The sequence below is a fragment of the Cohnella hashimotonis genome, assembly GCF_030014955.1.
Lineage (GTDB): Bacteria > Bacillota > Bacilli > Paenibacillales > Paenibacillaceae > Cohnella > Cohnella hashimotonis.
On sequence record NZ_JAGRPV010000001.1, the window covers coordinates 3,671,684 to 3,685,132 of the forward strand.

The following is a 13,449-nucleotide window of genomic DNA, read 5'->3' on the forward strand; positions in this document are numbered from 1 at the left end:
ATCTCTCCTTTACTAAGCGTTGCGCCGCAGCCTGAACTTGCCGAACATGCCGCCGGCGATCAGGAAGAACAAGATCGCGCCTTGAATCATGTTGGAGATGGACGACGGCAGTCCGATCGTCTGCACGCTGTAGCCGCCTACGATCAGGCCGCCGAACAGGACGGCGGAGACGACGAGCCAGGCGGGACTCAGCTTGGCAAGCCAAGCGACGATAATCGCCGTATAGCCGTAACCCGGCGAAATGCCGTACATGAGCCGGTGCGATACCCCGGAGACCTCCGCCATACCGGCGAGCCCCGCAAGGCCGCCGCTGATGAGCATGACGAGCAAAATATGGCGTTGAATCGGGATACCCGCATTTTTGGCCGCTTCGGGATTGGCGCCGATGAGCCGCAGCTCGTAGCCCCACTTCGTGTACTTGACGAGCAATCCGTACAAAACGACGGCGACAAGCGCAAATACGAGACCGAGGTGAAGCCGCGTGTCGCCAAGCACCGGCAGCGTTTGCGCGTCGTTAAACATCGGGGTGCCGGGGAAATTAAAGCCTTTCGGGTCCTTCCAGGGTCCGAACACGAAATAGTCGAGCAGCAAAATCGCGACATAGTTGAGCATGAGCGAGGTGACGAGCTCGTTGACCTGAAAATAGGTGCGGGGAATCGCCGTTAGCAGTCCCCATATTCCGCCGGCAGCGATCGCGAAAACGATCATAAGCGGAATCGTCCCGTAAATCGGCAGATTCGGGAACCAGATCGTGACGGCCGTCGCCGCGACGGCACCGACGAGAAACTGGCCTTCCGCGCCGATGTTCCACACCGAGATGCGGTAGGCGATCGCTACGCCGATGCCGCACAGCAGGAGCGGGATCGCCTTCACGAGCGTCTCGGTGATGCCGAACGAGGAGCCGAAGGCGCCTTTGATCATTTTGGCGTAAACGGTAACCGGATTCATGCCGTTGGCGGCGATAAAAATGCCGCAGAGCACGAGCGCAAGCAAAATAGAAAGCGGCGCGATCCACCACGGATTGCGGGTACCCGACGGATCGATCTCGATTCGGTACGAAAAGCGCTTGCGGCGAGGCGCTTCCGCCGGCTCTAGCGGCAGCGCGGCGGCTTGGGTTTTGCTCATATCGCTTCCACCTCCGATCCGTGCAGTCCGGCCATGTACATGCCGATCGCCTCTCTACCTGCCTCGCCGCGGCGAAGCTCCGCCACGATGCGTCCGCCGAAGATGACGAGGATGCGATCCGACAGCTCCATGACTTCGTCGAGGTCCTCCGAGATGAGCAGCACGCTCTTGTCCTCGGCTCGCAGCTTGGCGAGAAGACGGTGTACGCCCTCGGTCGCGCCGACGTCGAGACCCTGCGTCGGATGCACCGCGACCATCAGCTTCGGGTCGTGATGGATCTCGCGCGCCAGCAGCAGCTTCTGCTGATTGCCGCCCGAGAGCTGCTGCACCGGCGTGTCGATGCCGGGCGTCCGCACGTCAAACTCCTCGACCAATCGCTGGCCCCAGGCTTTGTTGCGACCGATGCGCAGAAAGCCGAGCCTGGCGCGATCGGCGGACCGGTAAGACTTGAACAGCAGGTTGTCGACAAGTCCAAGACTGCCGGCCAGGCCGCTTTTCATGCGGTTTTCGGGCACGTGCGAGATACCCGCTTCGATTGCCCCGCGCACGGACGCATTACGGAGCGGCTTCCCGTCGAATGCGATCTGGCCGCGCCGCCAGGGAATCAGGCCGCTCAGCACCTCGGCCAACTCCTTCTGTCCGTTGCCCGCGACGCCGGCGACGCCCACGATCTCTCCGGCGCGAATGCTGAGCGACAAGCCGTCCAGCGCCTTGCGTCCGTGCTCGGCGACGACCTCCAGCCGGTCGACCTCGAGCAGCGTTCTTCCCGGCGTCTTCACCGGAAGCTCGCGCCGAGCGGCAATCTCCTTGCCCACCATCAGCCTGGCCAGCTCTCTCTCATTCGTGTCCTGCTTGTCGATGGTGTGGATCATCTTCCCTTTGCGCATGACCGAGATGCGGTCGGCGACGGCCATGACCTCCTTCAGCTTGTGCGTCGTTACGATAACGGTCTTCCCTTCCGCCTTCATCGCCCGCAGCGTCTCGAACAATTGATCCGCTTCGCCCGGCGTCAGCACGGAGGTCGGTTCATCCAGAATGATATACTGCGCGCCCCGGTAGAGCGTCTTGACGATCTCCACGCGCTGCTGCTCGCCCACCGACAGCTGCCAGATCGGCCGGTCGACCGGAAAGGTGAGCCCGAACTTCTCCGCCAGCGCCTTGATTTCCCGCTCTTTGCTTTTCATCCAGTTCGAGCCGCGCCAGAAGGACGAGCGCTCGCCCAGCACAATATTTTCCGCTGCCGTCAGCGTCGCGACGAGCCTGAAGTTCTGGAATACCATGCCGACGCCGAGCTTCGCGGCATCCTTGGGCGAGCGAATGCGGACCTGCTCGCCGCGGAGCAGGATGTCGCCGCTCGTCGGGCGATAGACGCCTGACAACATGCACATCATCGTGCTCTTGCCCGCGCCGTTTTCCCCCAGCAGCGCATGAATTTCTCCCGCTCCTGCGGCAAAGTCGACGCAGTCGTTGGCGACGACCGATCCGAACTGCTTGACGATCCGGCGCATCTCGATTGCGTGCATCGTTGTTGTCCTCCTTCGTACGGGGAGGGGCCGTCCCCTCCCGCCTGCCGATTGCTTTTCCGTTAAGGCCGTTCTTCCCTTCTTAAGCCAACAAATCCCTTTGCTCAAGGGATTTGCCTGGACTTGCCTGGGACTTGCCTGGACTTGCCTGCGGACATTACTTCGGTATCGTGCCTTCTACGCCTTGGACGAACCAGTTCATCTCGAGAATTTCGGCGTCCGTCAGCGACTTGCCGCTTGGCACCTTCTCCGCGCCGCTCTGATCGAGGATCGGACCGCTGTAGATGTTGTCTTCGCCCGCGAGGAACTTCGCCTTCTGGTCTTCGACCAGCTTCTTCACGTCGTCCGGGATGCTCTCGCCGAGCGGCGCAATGTCGACCATGCCGTCCACGAAGGAGCCCAGGTACTGATCGTTGGACCACGTGCCGTCCATCAGCGCCTTAACCTTTTTCACGTAGTAAGGGCCCCAGTTCCAGATCGGATTCGTCAGGTAAGCCTTCGGCGCGTATCGCGTCATGTCGGAATCGTTGCCGCCCGCCATCGCGCCCTTCTCCGCGGCCGCCTGGAGCGACGCCGGCGAGTCCTGGTAAGCGATCAGCACGTCGGCGCCCTTGTCGAGCAGGCTGACCGCCGCATTGCGCTCGGTCGTCGGATCGAACCAGGTGTTGGTCCAGACGACGTCGACCTTGACGTCCTTGTTGACGGATTGCGCGCCTAGCGTGAAGGCGTTGATGTTATAAATGAGTTCGGGAATCGGAAACGCCGCGACATAGCCGAGATGGTTTTTCTTCGTCATCTTGCCCGCCGCGATGCCGCTCAGGTAGCTGGCTTCCCAGTTTTTTCCGAAGTATGTGGCCATGTTGTCGTTCGTCTTGTAGCCGCCCGCGTGCTCGAACTTGACGTTCGGGAACTTTTTGGCGACATTCAGCGTGTAGTCCATGTAGCCGAAGCTGGTGGTGAAAATAATATCGTGGTTTTGCGCGAGCTCGGTGATGATCCGCTCCGCGTCGGCGCTCTCCGGTACGTTTTCGACCGTGTCGGCCTTGATGCCAAGCTCTTTCTCCATGTATTTGACGCCTTGATCGTGCTGGTACGTCCATCCGCCGTCTCCCGGAGGGCCGATATAGACGAATGCGACGCGGGGGTTCGCGATGCCCGAGCCTGTCGAAGCTGTCGAAGGTGACGCCGATGCGCTTGCAGATGCGCCGGACGATGCCGACGGGCTTGCCGATTCGGAAGGAGACGCCGGCGAACTCGCATTGCCGTTGTTGTTCGAATTGCCGCAGCCCGACAGAATGAGCACCATCATCACCACGAATGCAAGACTTACGCTCCAAGTGCTTTTGATCTTTTTCATACCGTTCCTCCCCGACTCCCTGTTTGTTGGTCGATTTGGTATGCACCAATGACGTAATCTCAATATAGAACCGCGTAATTTTAACGTCAACATAGATGACATACCATTGGAGAATCGTCTAAAATGCGCTTGCGCGATTTGTGCATGGCGCACTTTCCGAATGATCAACCAACGTTTTGGGAAATAACAGGCATGTTAGCGCGAATATCCGAACGTTTGGGAAAATTCGCGCTTTGCGGCCTGCCAATCCGCCGGCGTATCGATATCCATGGCGCGCCGAGGCTCTTCAATCGGGATGCGGACGCCTCTATACCTACCGTCGTTCATCAGCTTGCGTGCGCCGGAATCCCCTTCAAGCGCGTCTAAAGCATCGTACATGCGAGGCGAAAAGATCGCAGGCGGGGCAGAAAAGCTGCCATAGTCGCAGGCAACATAGTCGAGCAAAGGGGAATTTGCAAAAGTGCCTGCCAGACGCTCAAAAAGACCTGACGACAAAAACGGCTGATCGGCCAAAGCAATGATCACCGCGTCCGGCGAATGTCTTCGCGCAGCCCGAAGTCCCGCACGAATCGAATGCGACATGCCGAGCTTCGACTCGGAACTTCGCACGATCACCCCGCCGGACGGATCGCGCAGCCAATCGAGCGGATCCTCCGGCCTCACAACGGCAATCAACCGCGAAGCCGTACCGCAAGACAGGAGCGCTCGCCACCCTTTTTCGCCCAGACGATCACCATCGGCAAACGCCAGGGAAAGCTTGTGCCTCCCCATTCTGACGCTCTGGCCGGCTGCCAGGTAGATCGCCGCGATATTCAACCCGCTCACCCGCATCACCACCGCTCCCGTTATTCCGTCTGACCGCAACCAATTGCGCGGCGATGCTGACCGCGATCTCCTCCGCCCCCTCCGCGCCGATCCGAAGGCCGACGGGCGCCCGGACGAACGCAGGCATCGGCAGCCCGTCGAACAGATGAGCGATTCGCCGGGCGGAGCCGATCACGCCGACGTACGCAGGACTGGCGGGCAGCAGCACTTCGAGCAGCGCCCTGTCCTTTTGCAGCTGGTGACCCATTACGAGCGCGTAATCGGACGGCCCCGCCCCTAGCGCGACCGCAACCTTCGCGGGCGATCCGCACACAAGCTCCGCGCCTGGAAAGCGCGCCTGTAAGAGCAGTCCGGGCCGCCAATCGGCCACAACGACCTTGAACCCGAGCGCAATCGCCATTCTCGCAACAGGCTCCGCATCGAGCCCCGCCCCGAACAGCAGCAGCCTCGGACCGGGCGTCACAGTTTGCGCGTACAGCAGCCGCCCAATCTTTTCGGTTGCCCGCAACGCCGGTTTTCCCGCCCCCTGCGGAGCTCGAACTTCGTATGCGATTTCAGCCCCGCGGCGGTAACGCAGAACAAATGCTCCCTCTCCGTCCCGAAGCCGCGCCCCGACCTCGCGGAACGCTGCGGCAGCCTCGCCGGTCAGCGGCTCGAGCAGCACGTCGACGATGCCGCCGCAGCCGACGGCCTCGCCCCACATTGCATCCTCTTCCGGCCGCATATCGTACTTCACGATCTCGCAACGACCTGCCGCCAGCAACCCCGCCGTCCGTTCGCGCAAATCGCTCTCCATACAGCCGGGGCTGATCGTTCCGCACGTTCTGCCGTCCGCATACAGCAGCATCATCGCGCCGGGCTTGCGATAGGCATGGCCTTCGACGCCGATGACCGTGGCGAGCACGGCGGGAGCGGCATCCGTCATCCAATGTTCCACGATTTCGCTGGCATCCATGGCGGCCGCCCTCCTTTTCCGTTTAAACGCCGATTCGAGCGAGCAGCGCTTTGAGCGACCGGTCCGACTCCTTCAGCACGCGATGGCGGTCGATCGTCATCACCTGTTTTCCCGACATGACGACTTTACCGTCGATCAGCACCGTGTCGACATCTCCGCGCGTCGCGGCGTACACAACGCGGGAAAAGATATCGGCGTCGTGGGAGGGATAGACATGAAAATCCTCCAAATCGAGCAGCTGCAAATCCGCTTTTTTCCCGATTTCGACGCTGCCGATCTCGCCTTCGAGCCCCAGCACCTCGGCGCCGCCCATCGTCGCCATCCGAAGCACCTTCCGCGCATCCATGACCGTCGGCCCGTGCTGAACCTTCTGAATAAAAGCCGCAAGTCGCATTTCCTGAAACATATCGAGGTTGTTGTTGCAAGGCGCGCCATCCGCGCCAAGCCCGACCGGTATGTCCATCTCGAGCAGCGCAGGCACCTCGGCGATGCCCGAAGCGAGCTTCATATTGGAGCCCGGACAATGCGTCACCTTGACGCCGCGCTTTTGAATGATCGCCTTCTCCTCCTCGTCCAGCCAAATGCTGTGCGCGAGGATCAGGTTCGGACGGGCGAGACCGATATGATCCAGATAGACGACATTACGCATGCCGCGTTCGGATTCGACCAGCGCGATTTCGTCCCGATTTTCCGAAGCATGGGTATGCACGCGCACGCCGTATTGGGCAGACAGATCCCTCACGCCGATCAACAGCGCCTCCGTACACGAAACGACGAAGCGGGGACAGAACGCATATTGGATTCGTCCGTTTGCCGCCCCATGCCACTTTTCCAGCAGATCGACGCTCTCCTGAAGCGATCGCTCCGTCTTCTCCTGCAGCGCGAGCGGAACCTCCGTACCGTGATCCATCATCACCTTGCCCGACAAAGCGCGAATCCCGCTCTCCTCGATCGCCCGGAAAGCCGCATCCGTATGATGAACCGTCTCCATATCGAGAATCGTCGTCGTCCCGCTCCGAATTAACTCGCCGATGCCGAGCAGCGCGGAGTAATAAACCGAATCTTCGCTATGCGCGGCTTCGAGCGGCCAGATGCGCTCGCGCAGCCAATCGATCAGCGCCAGATCGTCGGCTCTGCCGCGGAACAGCGTCTGGCACAGATGGATATGCGTCTGTACGAATCCAGGCAGAAGCACCTTGCCGTCCGCCTCGATCACCTCCGCATCCGGCGCATCGATGCCGGAACCGATTCGAACGATCCTGTCGTTCTCGACAAGCACATCGCCGGATATGACTTCATTTCCCTCGTTCATCGTTACGATGAGGGCGTCCCGTATCCATATTTTAGTTCCTGTTCTGGATTCCATAGCGCTCGCCCCCGCCTCTGTCTGCAGATTAATCCCGAAGGACACATTTATATCCGAACGACTGATGGACCATTATAATAGAAGAAACTCAGCGCGAACCGCTCTTAACGCGACTTGGCGCCCGTCTTGATCGATGCTCCGGCAAGCAGCTTGCGGAACTGAAATACCAGCTTGAGCCGCAGCAGGTCGTTGATCCGCTTGAAATCGACGTCAAGCAGTTCGCCCAGCTTTTCGATCCGGTAGGTCGCCGTATTGCGGTGAATGAACAGCTTTTTCGCCGTCTCGTTAAGCTGGCCGTCGTTGTCCAAATACGTCTCGAGCGTCCGCATCATCTCTTGCACATAATCGGGATCCTTGCCCTCCAGGCCGGCCAGCAGGCGATCGCAATACGTGGTCATCCGTTCGCGGGACACTTGTTCGAAAATGTAGGCGAAATCCAGCGTTTCGTAGCGAACCACCTCGCCCCCGAGACCCCACTGCATGGAGAGCCTGTGCGCTTCGCCGCATTCGCGGTAAGCTTCGGCCAGGTGGACCGCTTTCTTTTTGCGGCTGCTGATCGCGCATCTCGCGCTCCCCCGCAGTTCGCCCTTCATCCCCGACAAACAGCTCGTCAACGCTTCCGTTAGCCGTTCCTCCCCGCCGACTGCATCCCGTTCCGGAAACAGCGACAGCAACCCCTCTTCCAGTACGACATGCGTGCCGGACAGTCCTTGAATGAGCGCATGGCTTAAAAATTCGTTCTTCAGCGCTTCCAGACACTCCATTTTTCGTTCACCCGTATCCAGGGACGAACTGACGGTCAGCACGCAGCGATACGCGCCTTCGAAAACGGACAGCTCCCACTTGGCCGCATAGGACTCCAGCGCTTCGCAGGACATGCCGTTGCGGAGATGGCGCTTGATCATCTGGCCGAAATCGCGCTGGATCGACAGCTCGAGATAATCCTCGTAATTAAAATTCAAGTGAAAGGAGAGCAGCTCGGCAGCCTGGCTGTACAAGCTCTCCTCGATCGCCGACAAATAGATCCGCGGCGTAAAAAACAACACATGCCCCGTACACCTGGCCGACTTCATCAGCGGCATGCTGAACGCTTGCCAGCCTTCGGTCTTCAGCCATTTGCCGTGCGAGCTCCAGGGCCAGTCGGCCAGCAAATCCGCATCCTTGTTTTCAGACCCGTTGTACACGATTTGACCCCGTGAACCGATCACGGCAATCGGCTCGCCGATCACTTCCGCTACGGTCTCGAACAGCTCCCTGACGTGATCGGAACGAAGAGCAAAGCGCATGAGACGCACCTGTTTGTCGAGTACATCCTGCAAAATGCCCGTACTCTTGCGCAGCTCAGCGTTAAACAATCCGTTCATCTGATCGGAAAACGTGAATGCGTACGGCAGCTCGATCAGCGGGAATCCCAGTTCGTCGGCCTTGCGGACGAGCGCTTCCGGAATGGACGTCCAGAAGCGGCCGAGTTTGATGCCCAGCCCAGACGCGCCGCGCTGATAGAGCTTGTGCAGGAATGCTGTCGCTTCTTCGGGGTCGTCCTTGATCAAATACGCCGTCGTGAACAGCATCTCGCCTTCCTTGATCCAGTCCGCGATATCCGGGGCGTCCATGACGTTCACCGACTTGACCACCCGGGTCCGGCCTCCCCCTCCGGCAATCAGCTTGCCTTCCGAGAGCGGGTATACCGCCAACGCCTGTTCGACCGTCAGATGCATATGCTTCACTCCTTGGATCAAGATCTTCGCTAAACGACATCTATTTGTTAATATATATTACATATTAGTTCCGAATTCTTATTTTGACAACCATTTATGTAATGTTATTTAACATAAATAAAACTTCCTTGCGCGAGCGAAAACAAAAAAAGCCCACTCGCCAATAACAGGCGCGAGGGCTGACACCTATGCAGGTGAAGATAAATCAAGACTATACAGAAGCCGCCAGCAGGTCAGACAGATCGAGTCAGAAGTTTGCCGCCGCGAATCGATACCCGCTCTCTCGGCCTGTCGTATACGAGGTCCTGCACGCAGTCGGCCCGGATAAGCGCAAAATCGGCAGGCGCTCCGGGCCGGAGCGTCCAGCCTTCGACGCCGAGCGCCTTTGCCGCGCGTCCCGTGCACATATCAAGCAACCTGCGCGCATCCCCGGGCGTCCCCATATAGGCGGTCTGCGCGAGCAGAAGCGCGATGTCCAGCGGATCGCCCGTACCGAACGGCGTAAATGCATTGCGAAGGTTGTTGGTTCCGTAGCAGACATTGACGCCGGCATCGAGGAGAAGGCTTACCGGCGTAATTCCGCGGCGTACGGCATGCGTATCGCCGCGCCCGTTCAAGTACAAGTCGGTCGCGGGCAGCGCAAAGACATGAATGCCCGCCTCCGCCATCCCGTCGGCAATCCGGCGCGCATGCTCCGGGGGCACAGATCCGAGCGAGGTCAGATGACCGACGCAGACGCGCCCCTCCAAGCCATACTCCCGCGTGCGATGAATAACATCCAAAATGGCAAGCTGCTCGGGATCGTCGGAAAAATCCAAGTGAAGATCGACGGGCAATCCCGCGTCGGCGGCAAGCCGGAACACAAAATCCAGGTGCTCGGCCGTATCGCGATCGTTGTAAGGAATGCCGCCTATGGCATCTGCGCCGCGGCTTACGGCTTCGCGCAAAAGCGACTCCGTGCCCGCGCAGTTGAAGATTCCTTCTTGGGGGAACGCGACGAGCTGCAAAGCGATGCTTCCGGCCAGCTCTTCCTTCAGCGCAAGCGCCGATTCGAAACTGAGCAGGCCGAGAACCGGGTCGATCTCGACCTGCGCGCGCAGCAGCGCAACGCCGAACGACAGCGCCCGGTCCAGCGCGCGGCGCGATCTTGCAGTCACATCCTCCAAGGTATAGCCTGGCTTAAGCGCCGCCGTCATCGCGATCGCTTCGCCAAGATTCGCCGCCGGCCGCTCGAGCCGTTCGGATAAAAAAGCTTTGTCGAGATGAATATGCGTCTCGACAAGGCCGGGCGTCACGATAAATCCCGATGCGTCGAAAACGCATTTCTCTAGCGCAGAAGCGCCGGGCGCCGCAGGCGCGATCCCGAGGATCGCGCCATCGCGCATCTCGATGTCGATTTTTTCGCCGCTCGACGGATCCAATGCCCCGGCAATCAAATCGAAGGCTCGCGTTTCCATCCGCCAGTTCACTTCCTTTGGCTCGATTCACCCGATTGTAAAGAGGCCGCCCCATCGCCCTGCCAGCTTCGGCTGCGGCATGCCGGCCATGCGAAGCGCCTGCCAGGCCGTGACCGCGACCGAATCCAGAACCGGCTTCCCCGATTCTGATTCGATCGCCGCCGCAATCGCGGCCCCGTTCATGTTCGTGCATACGACGGACACCGCGTCCGCCTCCGAATGACCTGTCGCTCGCCGAATAAGCGCTTCGACCGTCTCGGGTTCCACGCATGCGAACTGCTCGTTGACTTGCAGGCCGCAGCCCAGCCGAACCGGACAGCCAAGTCCAAAGCCGGCGTATTGCGCCGCAATCGCATCGTTCACGTCATCCGTATAAGGCGTAACCAGACCGACACGCCTTAGCCCAAGCGCCTCGTAGGCATCCAACAGCGCGAGCGAGGACGTCGTTGCCGGGATACCCGTCGCTCTTCTAATCGATTCGCAGATATCGCGATCCCGTTCGAGACCGAGCCAGCTGCCCGACGTGCCGTTCCAGACGATGACGTCGACAAGCGCGTCCGCGAGCAGCCGGGCGGCGGCCGTCATCGGCTCAAGCGCAAACTGAGCCCCCGCATCCTTATCTAACGCGATTCGCGTGACGGGCAGCCGGGCATAATGGACGCTTACGCCATCTACGCCGGCCATCAGATTCGACGTGACCGGTTCGAGCACCGTATTGGAGGACGGCGTCAGCATGCCGATCCGCTTGCCTCGCGGGAGCAGCCGGACATTCGGCGGTTGTCCGGGCGGTTGTCCGGGCGGTTGTCCGGGCGGTTGTCCGGGCGGTTGTCCGGGCGGCCTCATGCTTCCTGCGGATCGTAAAGCGTCAGATCCGCCATCACGCCGCAGCCGGGCACCCACAGCTCGCGATTGATCTCGACCGCCGTCACCGCCGGCTTGTGGCCGCCCGCAAAAGCCTCCGCCCATGCCTCCATCGCACCGGCGTATAGACTCAAATCCGTGAAATAAAGCGTCGCCTTCACGACCTGCTTCAGGTCTACCCCTGCCGCGTCCGCGATTCGCCTCGCCTTATGCAGAATGTAACGCATCTGCAGCTTGCCGGGGATACCGAAGTGCGGCAGTCCCGGCGGCGGCGATGCCTCGGCCGCAAGCCCGACGCCCGGATCGGTCGCCATCAGTCCGCTGAAGAAAATCAGATCGTCCGCGCGCACCGCCGCCGGCTCCTTACTCTTCGGCGCCCAGCCGCCGACGACGGGCCGCTTCAAATGCGCCGCCTCCGGCATGAGCAGGTCGAGGCCGATCTCGACGCGGCAGCCCCTCGCGCCGATCTCGACATTCGGCACCAGGATACGCGCCGGCGCCAGGGAAGGATCCGGAAACCACTTGGACCACGTATCCTCGAACGCCGAATAGTCGTTCGGATCGGCCAGATAGACGTATGCCTTGACCGCAAGCGCAAGACTTGTGCCCGCTTCCTCCGCGACGCGGCTAAGTCGCTCGAGGATATAATCCGTCTGGCGCGCGCACGGCTCGTCGCCCCAGAACAGCCCGCTCGTACGCGCCTCCGGCGCCAGTCCGACAAGCTCGCCGCCATCGTATGCGCCTGTTCCCCAGTTCCCCTTCCAGTCCGAAGCAAGGTCGCCCGACAGAAACACCCACTTCCCCATCCGCACGCCCTCCGCGAACCCGGCCGCCGGCTTGGGCAAGCCCGGCGCAGACACCTTTTCCGGCATATCGCCGTCAAGCCTCGCCGTGAAGTCCGCTTCCACCTTGGCCCCTTCCACGAGCGTGCCGCGAACGCCGATCCCCGTGCTCGGCGGGCTTAGCTTGGTGAAGTACCGGTTTTTCTCCTGCACATAACGTTTGTTGTTGACCGTCAGATCGAGCTTGCGGTAATCCGGCGAAGCCATGTCGGCCACGTACCACTGATTGACGCGCACGACCTGCTCGGGCTTGGCGCCCGCCGCTTCGACGATTGCGCCGACGCGGCCGTAGAGGACGGCGGCCTGCTTGGCCATCGCATTTTGATAATACGGGAACGCTTCGGGGACGGCCGCCTCCGCGGCGAGCCCCGTGACCAGATCGGAAGCCGACTGCCCCGATACGAACAGCCAGTCGCCGGCCCGTATGGCCGGACTATATGGAATGGCCAGGCGGGACATCCCCGCCGGCCATATTTCCTGAATTTGATGCGGCACGCCGTTCCCACTCCTTAAATAAATGTATTAAACCCCGTTCGGGCGCATAGCGGTGCCAACGAACGTTGCAGCGGCCGCTCGCATAATCCTCAGGACAGCGATGACAAAAACGCCGTAAGCGATGCCAGCAGGCGATCCGGCGCAAGCTTGTGCACCTCGTGGCCGACATAAGCGAGCCGTTCCGTGCGGATGCCCGGGTTCATCGCCCGCAGCTCTTCTTCCGCCTCCTCCGATATGAACGGCGCGAGGCCTGCGGACAGGAGCAAGGCCGGCTGGCGCAGCATGCGGTAATACGCATGGAAAGGCTCCTCGTTCATCGCCGCATAGGACTGCTCGATTGCCGCCGTCGCGCACGACTGCAGCTCCAGCGCCTTGCGTTCGTAGTCGAAGCCCGGCGTCGTGTAGTAAGCCTTAAAATCGTCGTACCGTCCTTCGTCGATCGCTCTTTTCGGCTCGAGGAACCTGGACAGCGGCAGCGGAAACGCCTGACGACCCGGACCCGAGAGCGGCGGATCGACAAGCACGACGCCGTCCGTCACGGCAGGGTACGTCGCCGCGAATGCCGCGGCAATCCGCGCGCCCATCGAGTGTCCGACAAGCACGGGGCGCTCCGCGTAGCCGCTCAAGGCATTGCAGACAATCAGCAAATCCTCCATATAGTCGTTCATCCGATAGCCCAAGTCGGGTTTGAACGATTGGCCCCTGCCCCGCAAGTCGAGCGCCATCGGCCTGAGATGGTCCGGCAGCTGCCGCATGATCGGCTCGAAGGCGGATGCATTCTCGGTAATGCCGTGCAGGAACAGCACGGGCCGCCCCTGCGAATTGCCGCATTGCAGCAGGCGCAGCCGGACGTCCCCGCGCCCCCGCAAGATCGCGGTTTTCACGTCGTCCGTCCCGTTACTCAGAATCGGCAGCGTCATAGGCG

Annotated in this window: 11 protein-coding genes; all 11 read right to left on the bottom strand. The window is 60.9% G+C overall.

The window, feature by feature from the left end:
* Window positions 1-12: 12 nt before the first annotated feature.
* Window positions 13-1,125, bottom strand: coding sequence for an ABC transporter permease (locus KB449_RS14890; protein ID WP_282909130.1), 1,113 nt, complete (start codon window positions 1,123-1,125; stop codon window positions 13-15).
* On the bottom strand, window positions 1,122-2,648 hold the full coding sequence (locus KB449_RS14895; RefSeq protein WP_282909131.1) for an ABC transporter ATP-binding protein: 1,527 nt from the start codon (window positions 2,646-2,648) through the stop codon (window positions 1,122-1,124). The genes KB449_RS14890 and KB449_RS14895 overlap by 4 nt, the downstream gene beginning before the upstream one ends.
* A gap of 157 nt (window positions 2,649-2,805) precedes the next feature.
* Window positions 2,806-4,005, bottom strand: coding sequence for a BMP family ABC transporter substrate-binding protein (locus KB449_RS14900; protein ID WP_282909132.1), 1,200 nt, complete (start codon window positions 4,003-4,005; stop codon window positions 2,806-2,808).
* A 195-nt stretch (window positions 4,006-4,200) separates the two neighbouring features.
* Window positions 4,201-4,830, bottom strand: a complete 630-nt coding sequence (locus tag KB449_RS14905) for a nucleotidyltransferase family protein (RefSeq protein ID WP_282909133.1) — start codon at window positions 4,828-4,830, stop codon at window positions 4,201-4,203.
* On the bottom strand, window positions 4,736-5,785 hold the full coding sequence (locus KB449_RS14910) for an XdhC family protein (RefSeq protein ID WP_282909134.1): 1,050 nt from the start codon (window positions 5,783-5,785) through the stop codon (window positions 4,736-4,738). The genes KB449_RS14905 and KB449_RS14910 overlap by 95 nt, the downstream gene beginning before the upstream one ends.
* A gap of 22 nt (window positions 5,786-5,807) precedes the next feature.
* The gene (locus tag KB449_RS14915) at window positions 5,808-7,151 is read right to left on the bottom strand and encodes a 5'-deoxyadenosine deaminase (RefSeq protein WP_282909135.1); all 1,344 of its coding nucleotides are present in this window, start codon (window positions 7,149-7,151) and stop codon (window positions 5,808-5,810) included.
* 104 nt (window positions 7,152-7,255) lie between these two features.
* The gene (locus tag KB449_RS14920) at window positions 7,256-8,869 is read right to left on the bottom strand and encodes a PucR family transcriptional regulator (protein WP_282909136.1); all 1,614 of its coding nucleotides are present in this window, start codon (window positions 8,867-8,869) and stop codon (window positions 7,256-7,258) included.
* Between the two features lie 233 nt (window positions 8,870-9,102).
* Window positions 9,103-10,326: an amidohydrolase family protein gene (locus KB449_RS14925; RefSeq protein ID WP_282909137.1), complete on the bottom strand. Its 1,224-nt coding sequence runs from the start codon at window positions 10,324-10,326 to the stop codon at window positions 9,103-9,105.
* A gap of 27 nt (window positions 10,327-10,353) precedes the next feature.
* Window positions 10,354-11,169: a maleate cis-trans isomerase family protein gene (locus KB449_RS14930; RefSeq protein ID WP_282909138.1), complete on the bottom strand. Its 816-nt coding sequence runs from the start codon at window positions 11,167-11,169 to the stop codon at window positions 10,354-10,356.
* On the bottom strand, window positions 11,166-12,524 hold the full coding sequence (locus KB449_RS14935; RefSeq protein WP_282909139.1) for a RidA family protein: 1,359 nt from the start codon (window positions 12,522-12,524) through the stop codon (window positions 11,166-11,168). Before KB449_RS14935 ends, KB449_RS14930 begins: the two co-directional genes overlap by 4 nt.
* 89 nt (window positions 12,525-12,613) lie before the next feature.
* Entirely contained in the window at window positions 12,614-13,444 is an 831-nt protein-coding gene (locus KB449_RS14940) for an alpha/beta fold hydrolase (RefSeq protein WP_282909140.1), read from the bottom strand.
* Between the last annotated feature and the right edge of the window lie 5 nt (window positions 13,445-13,449).

Bases quoted from the DNA above. Each gene is read 5' to 3' on its own strand.
- KB449_RS14890 (WP_282909130.1), bottom strand. From the start codon at position 1,125: ATGAGCAAAACCCAAGCCGCCGCGCTGCCGCTAGAGCCGGCGGAAGCG.
- KB449_RS14895 (WP_282909131.1), bottom strand. From the start codon at position 2,648: ATGCACGCAATCGAGATGCGCCGGATCGTCAAGCAGTTCGGATCGGTC.
- KB449_RS14900 (WP_282909132.1), bottom strand. From the start codon at position 4,005: ATGAAAAAGATCAAAAGCACTTGGAGCGTAAGTCTTGCATTCGTGGTG.
- KB449_RS14910 (WP_282909134.1), bottom strand. From the start codon at position 5,785: ATGGATGCCAGCGAAATCGTGGAACATTGGATGACGGATGCCGCTCCC.
- KB449_RS14915 (WP_282909135.1), bottom strand. From the start codon at position 7,151: ATGGAATCCAGAACAGGAACTAAAATATGGATACGGGACGCCCTCATC.
- KB449_RS14920 (WP_282909136.1), bottom strand. From the start codon at position 8,869: ATGCATCTGACGGTCGAACAGGCGTTGGCGGTATACCCGCTCTCGGAA.
- KB449_RS14925 (WP_282909137.1), bottom strand. From the start codon at position 10,326: ATGGAAACGCGAGCCTTCGATTTGATTGCCGGGGCATTGGATCCGTCG.
- KB449_RS14930 (WP_282909138.1), bottom strand. From the start codon at position 11,169: ATGAGGCCGCCCGGACAACCGCCCGGACAACCGCCCGGACAACCGCCC.
- KB449_RS14940 (WP_282909140.1), bottom strand. From the start codon at position 13,444: ATGACGCTGCCGATTCTGAGTAACGGGACGGACGACGTGAAAACCGCG.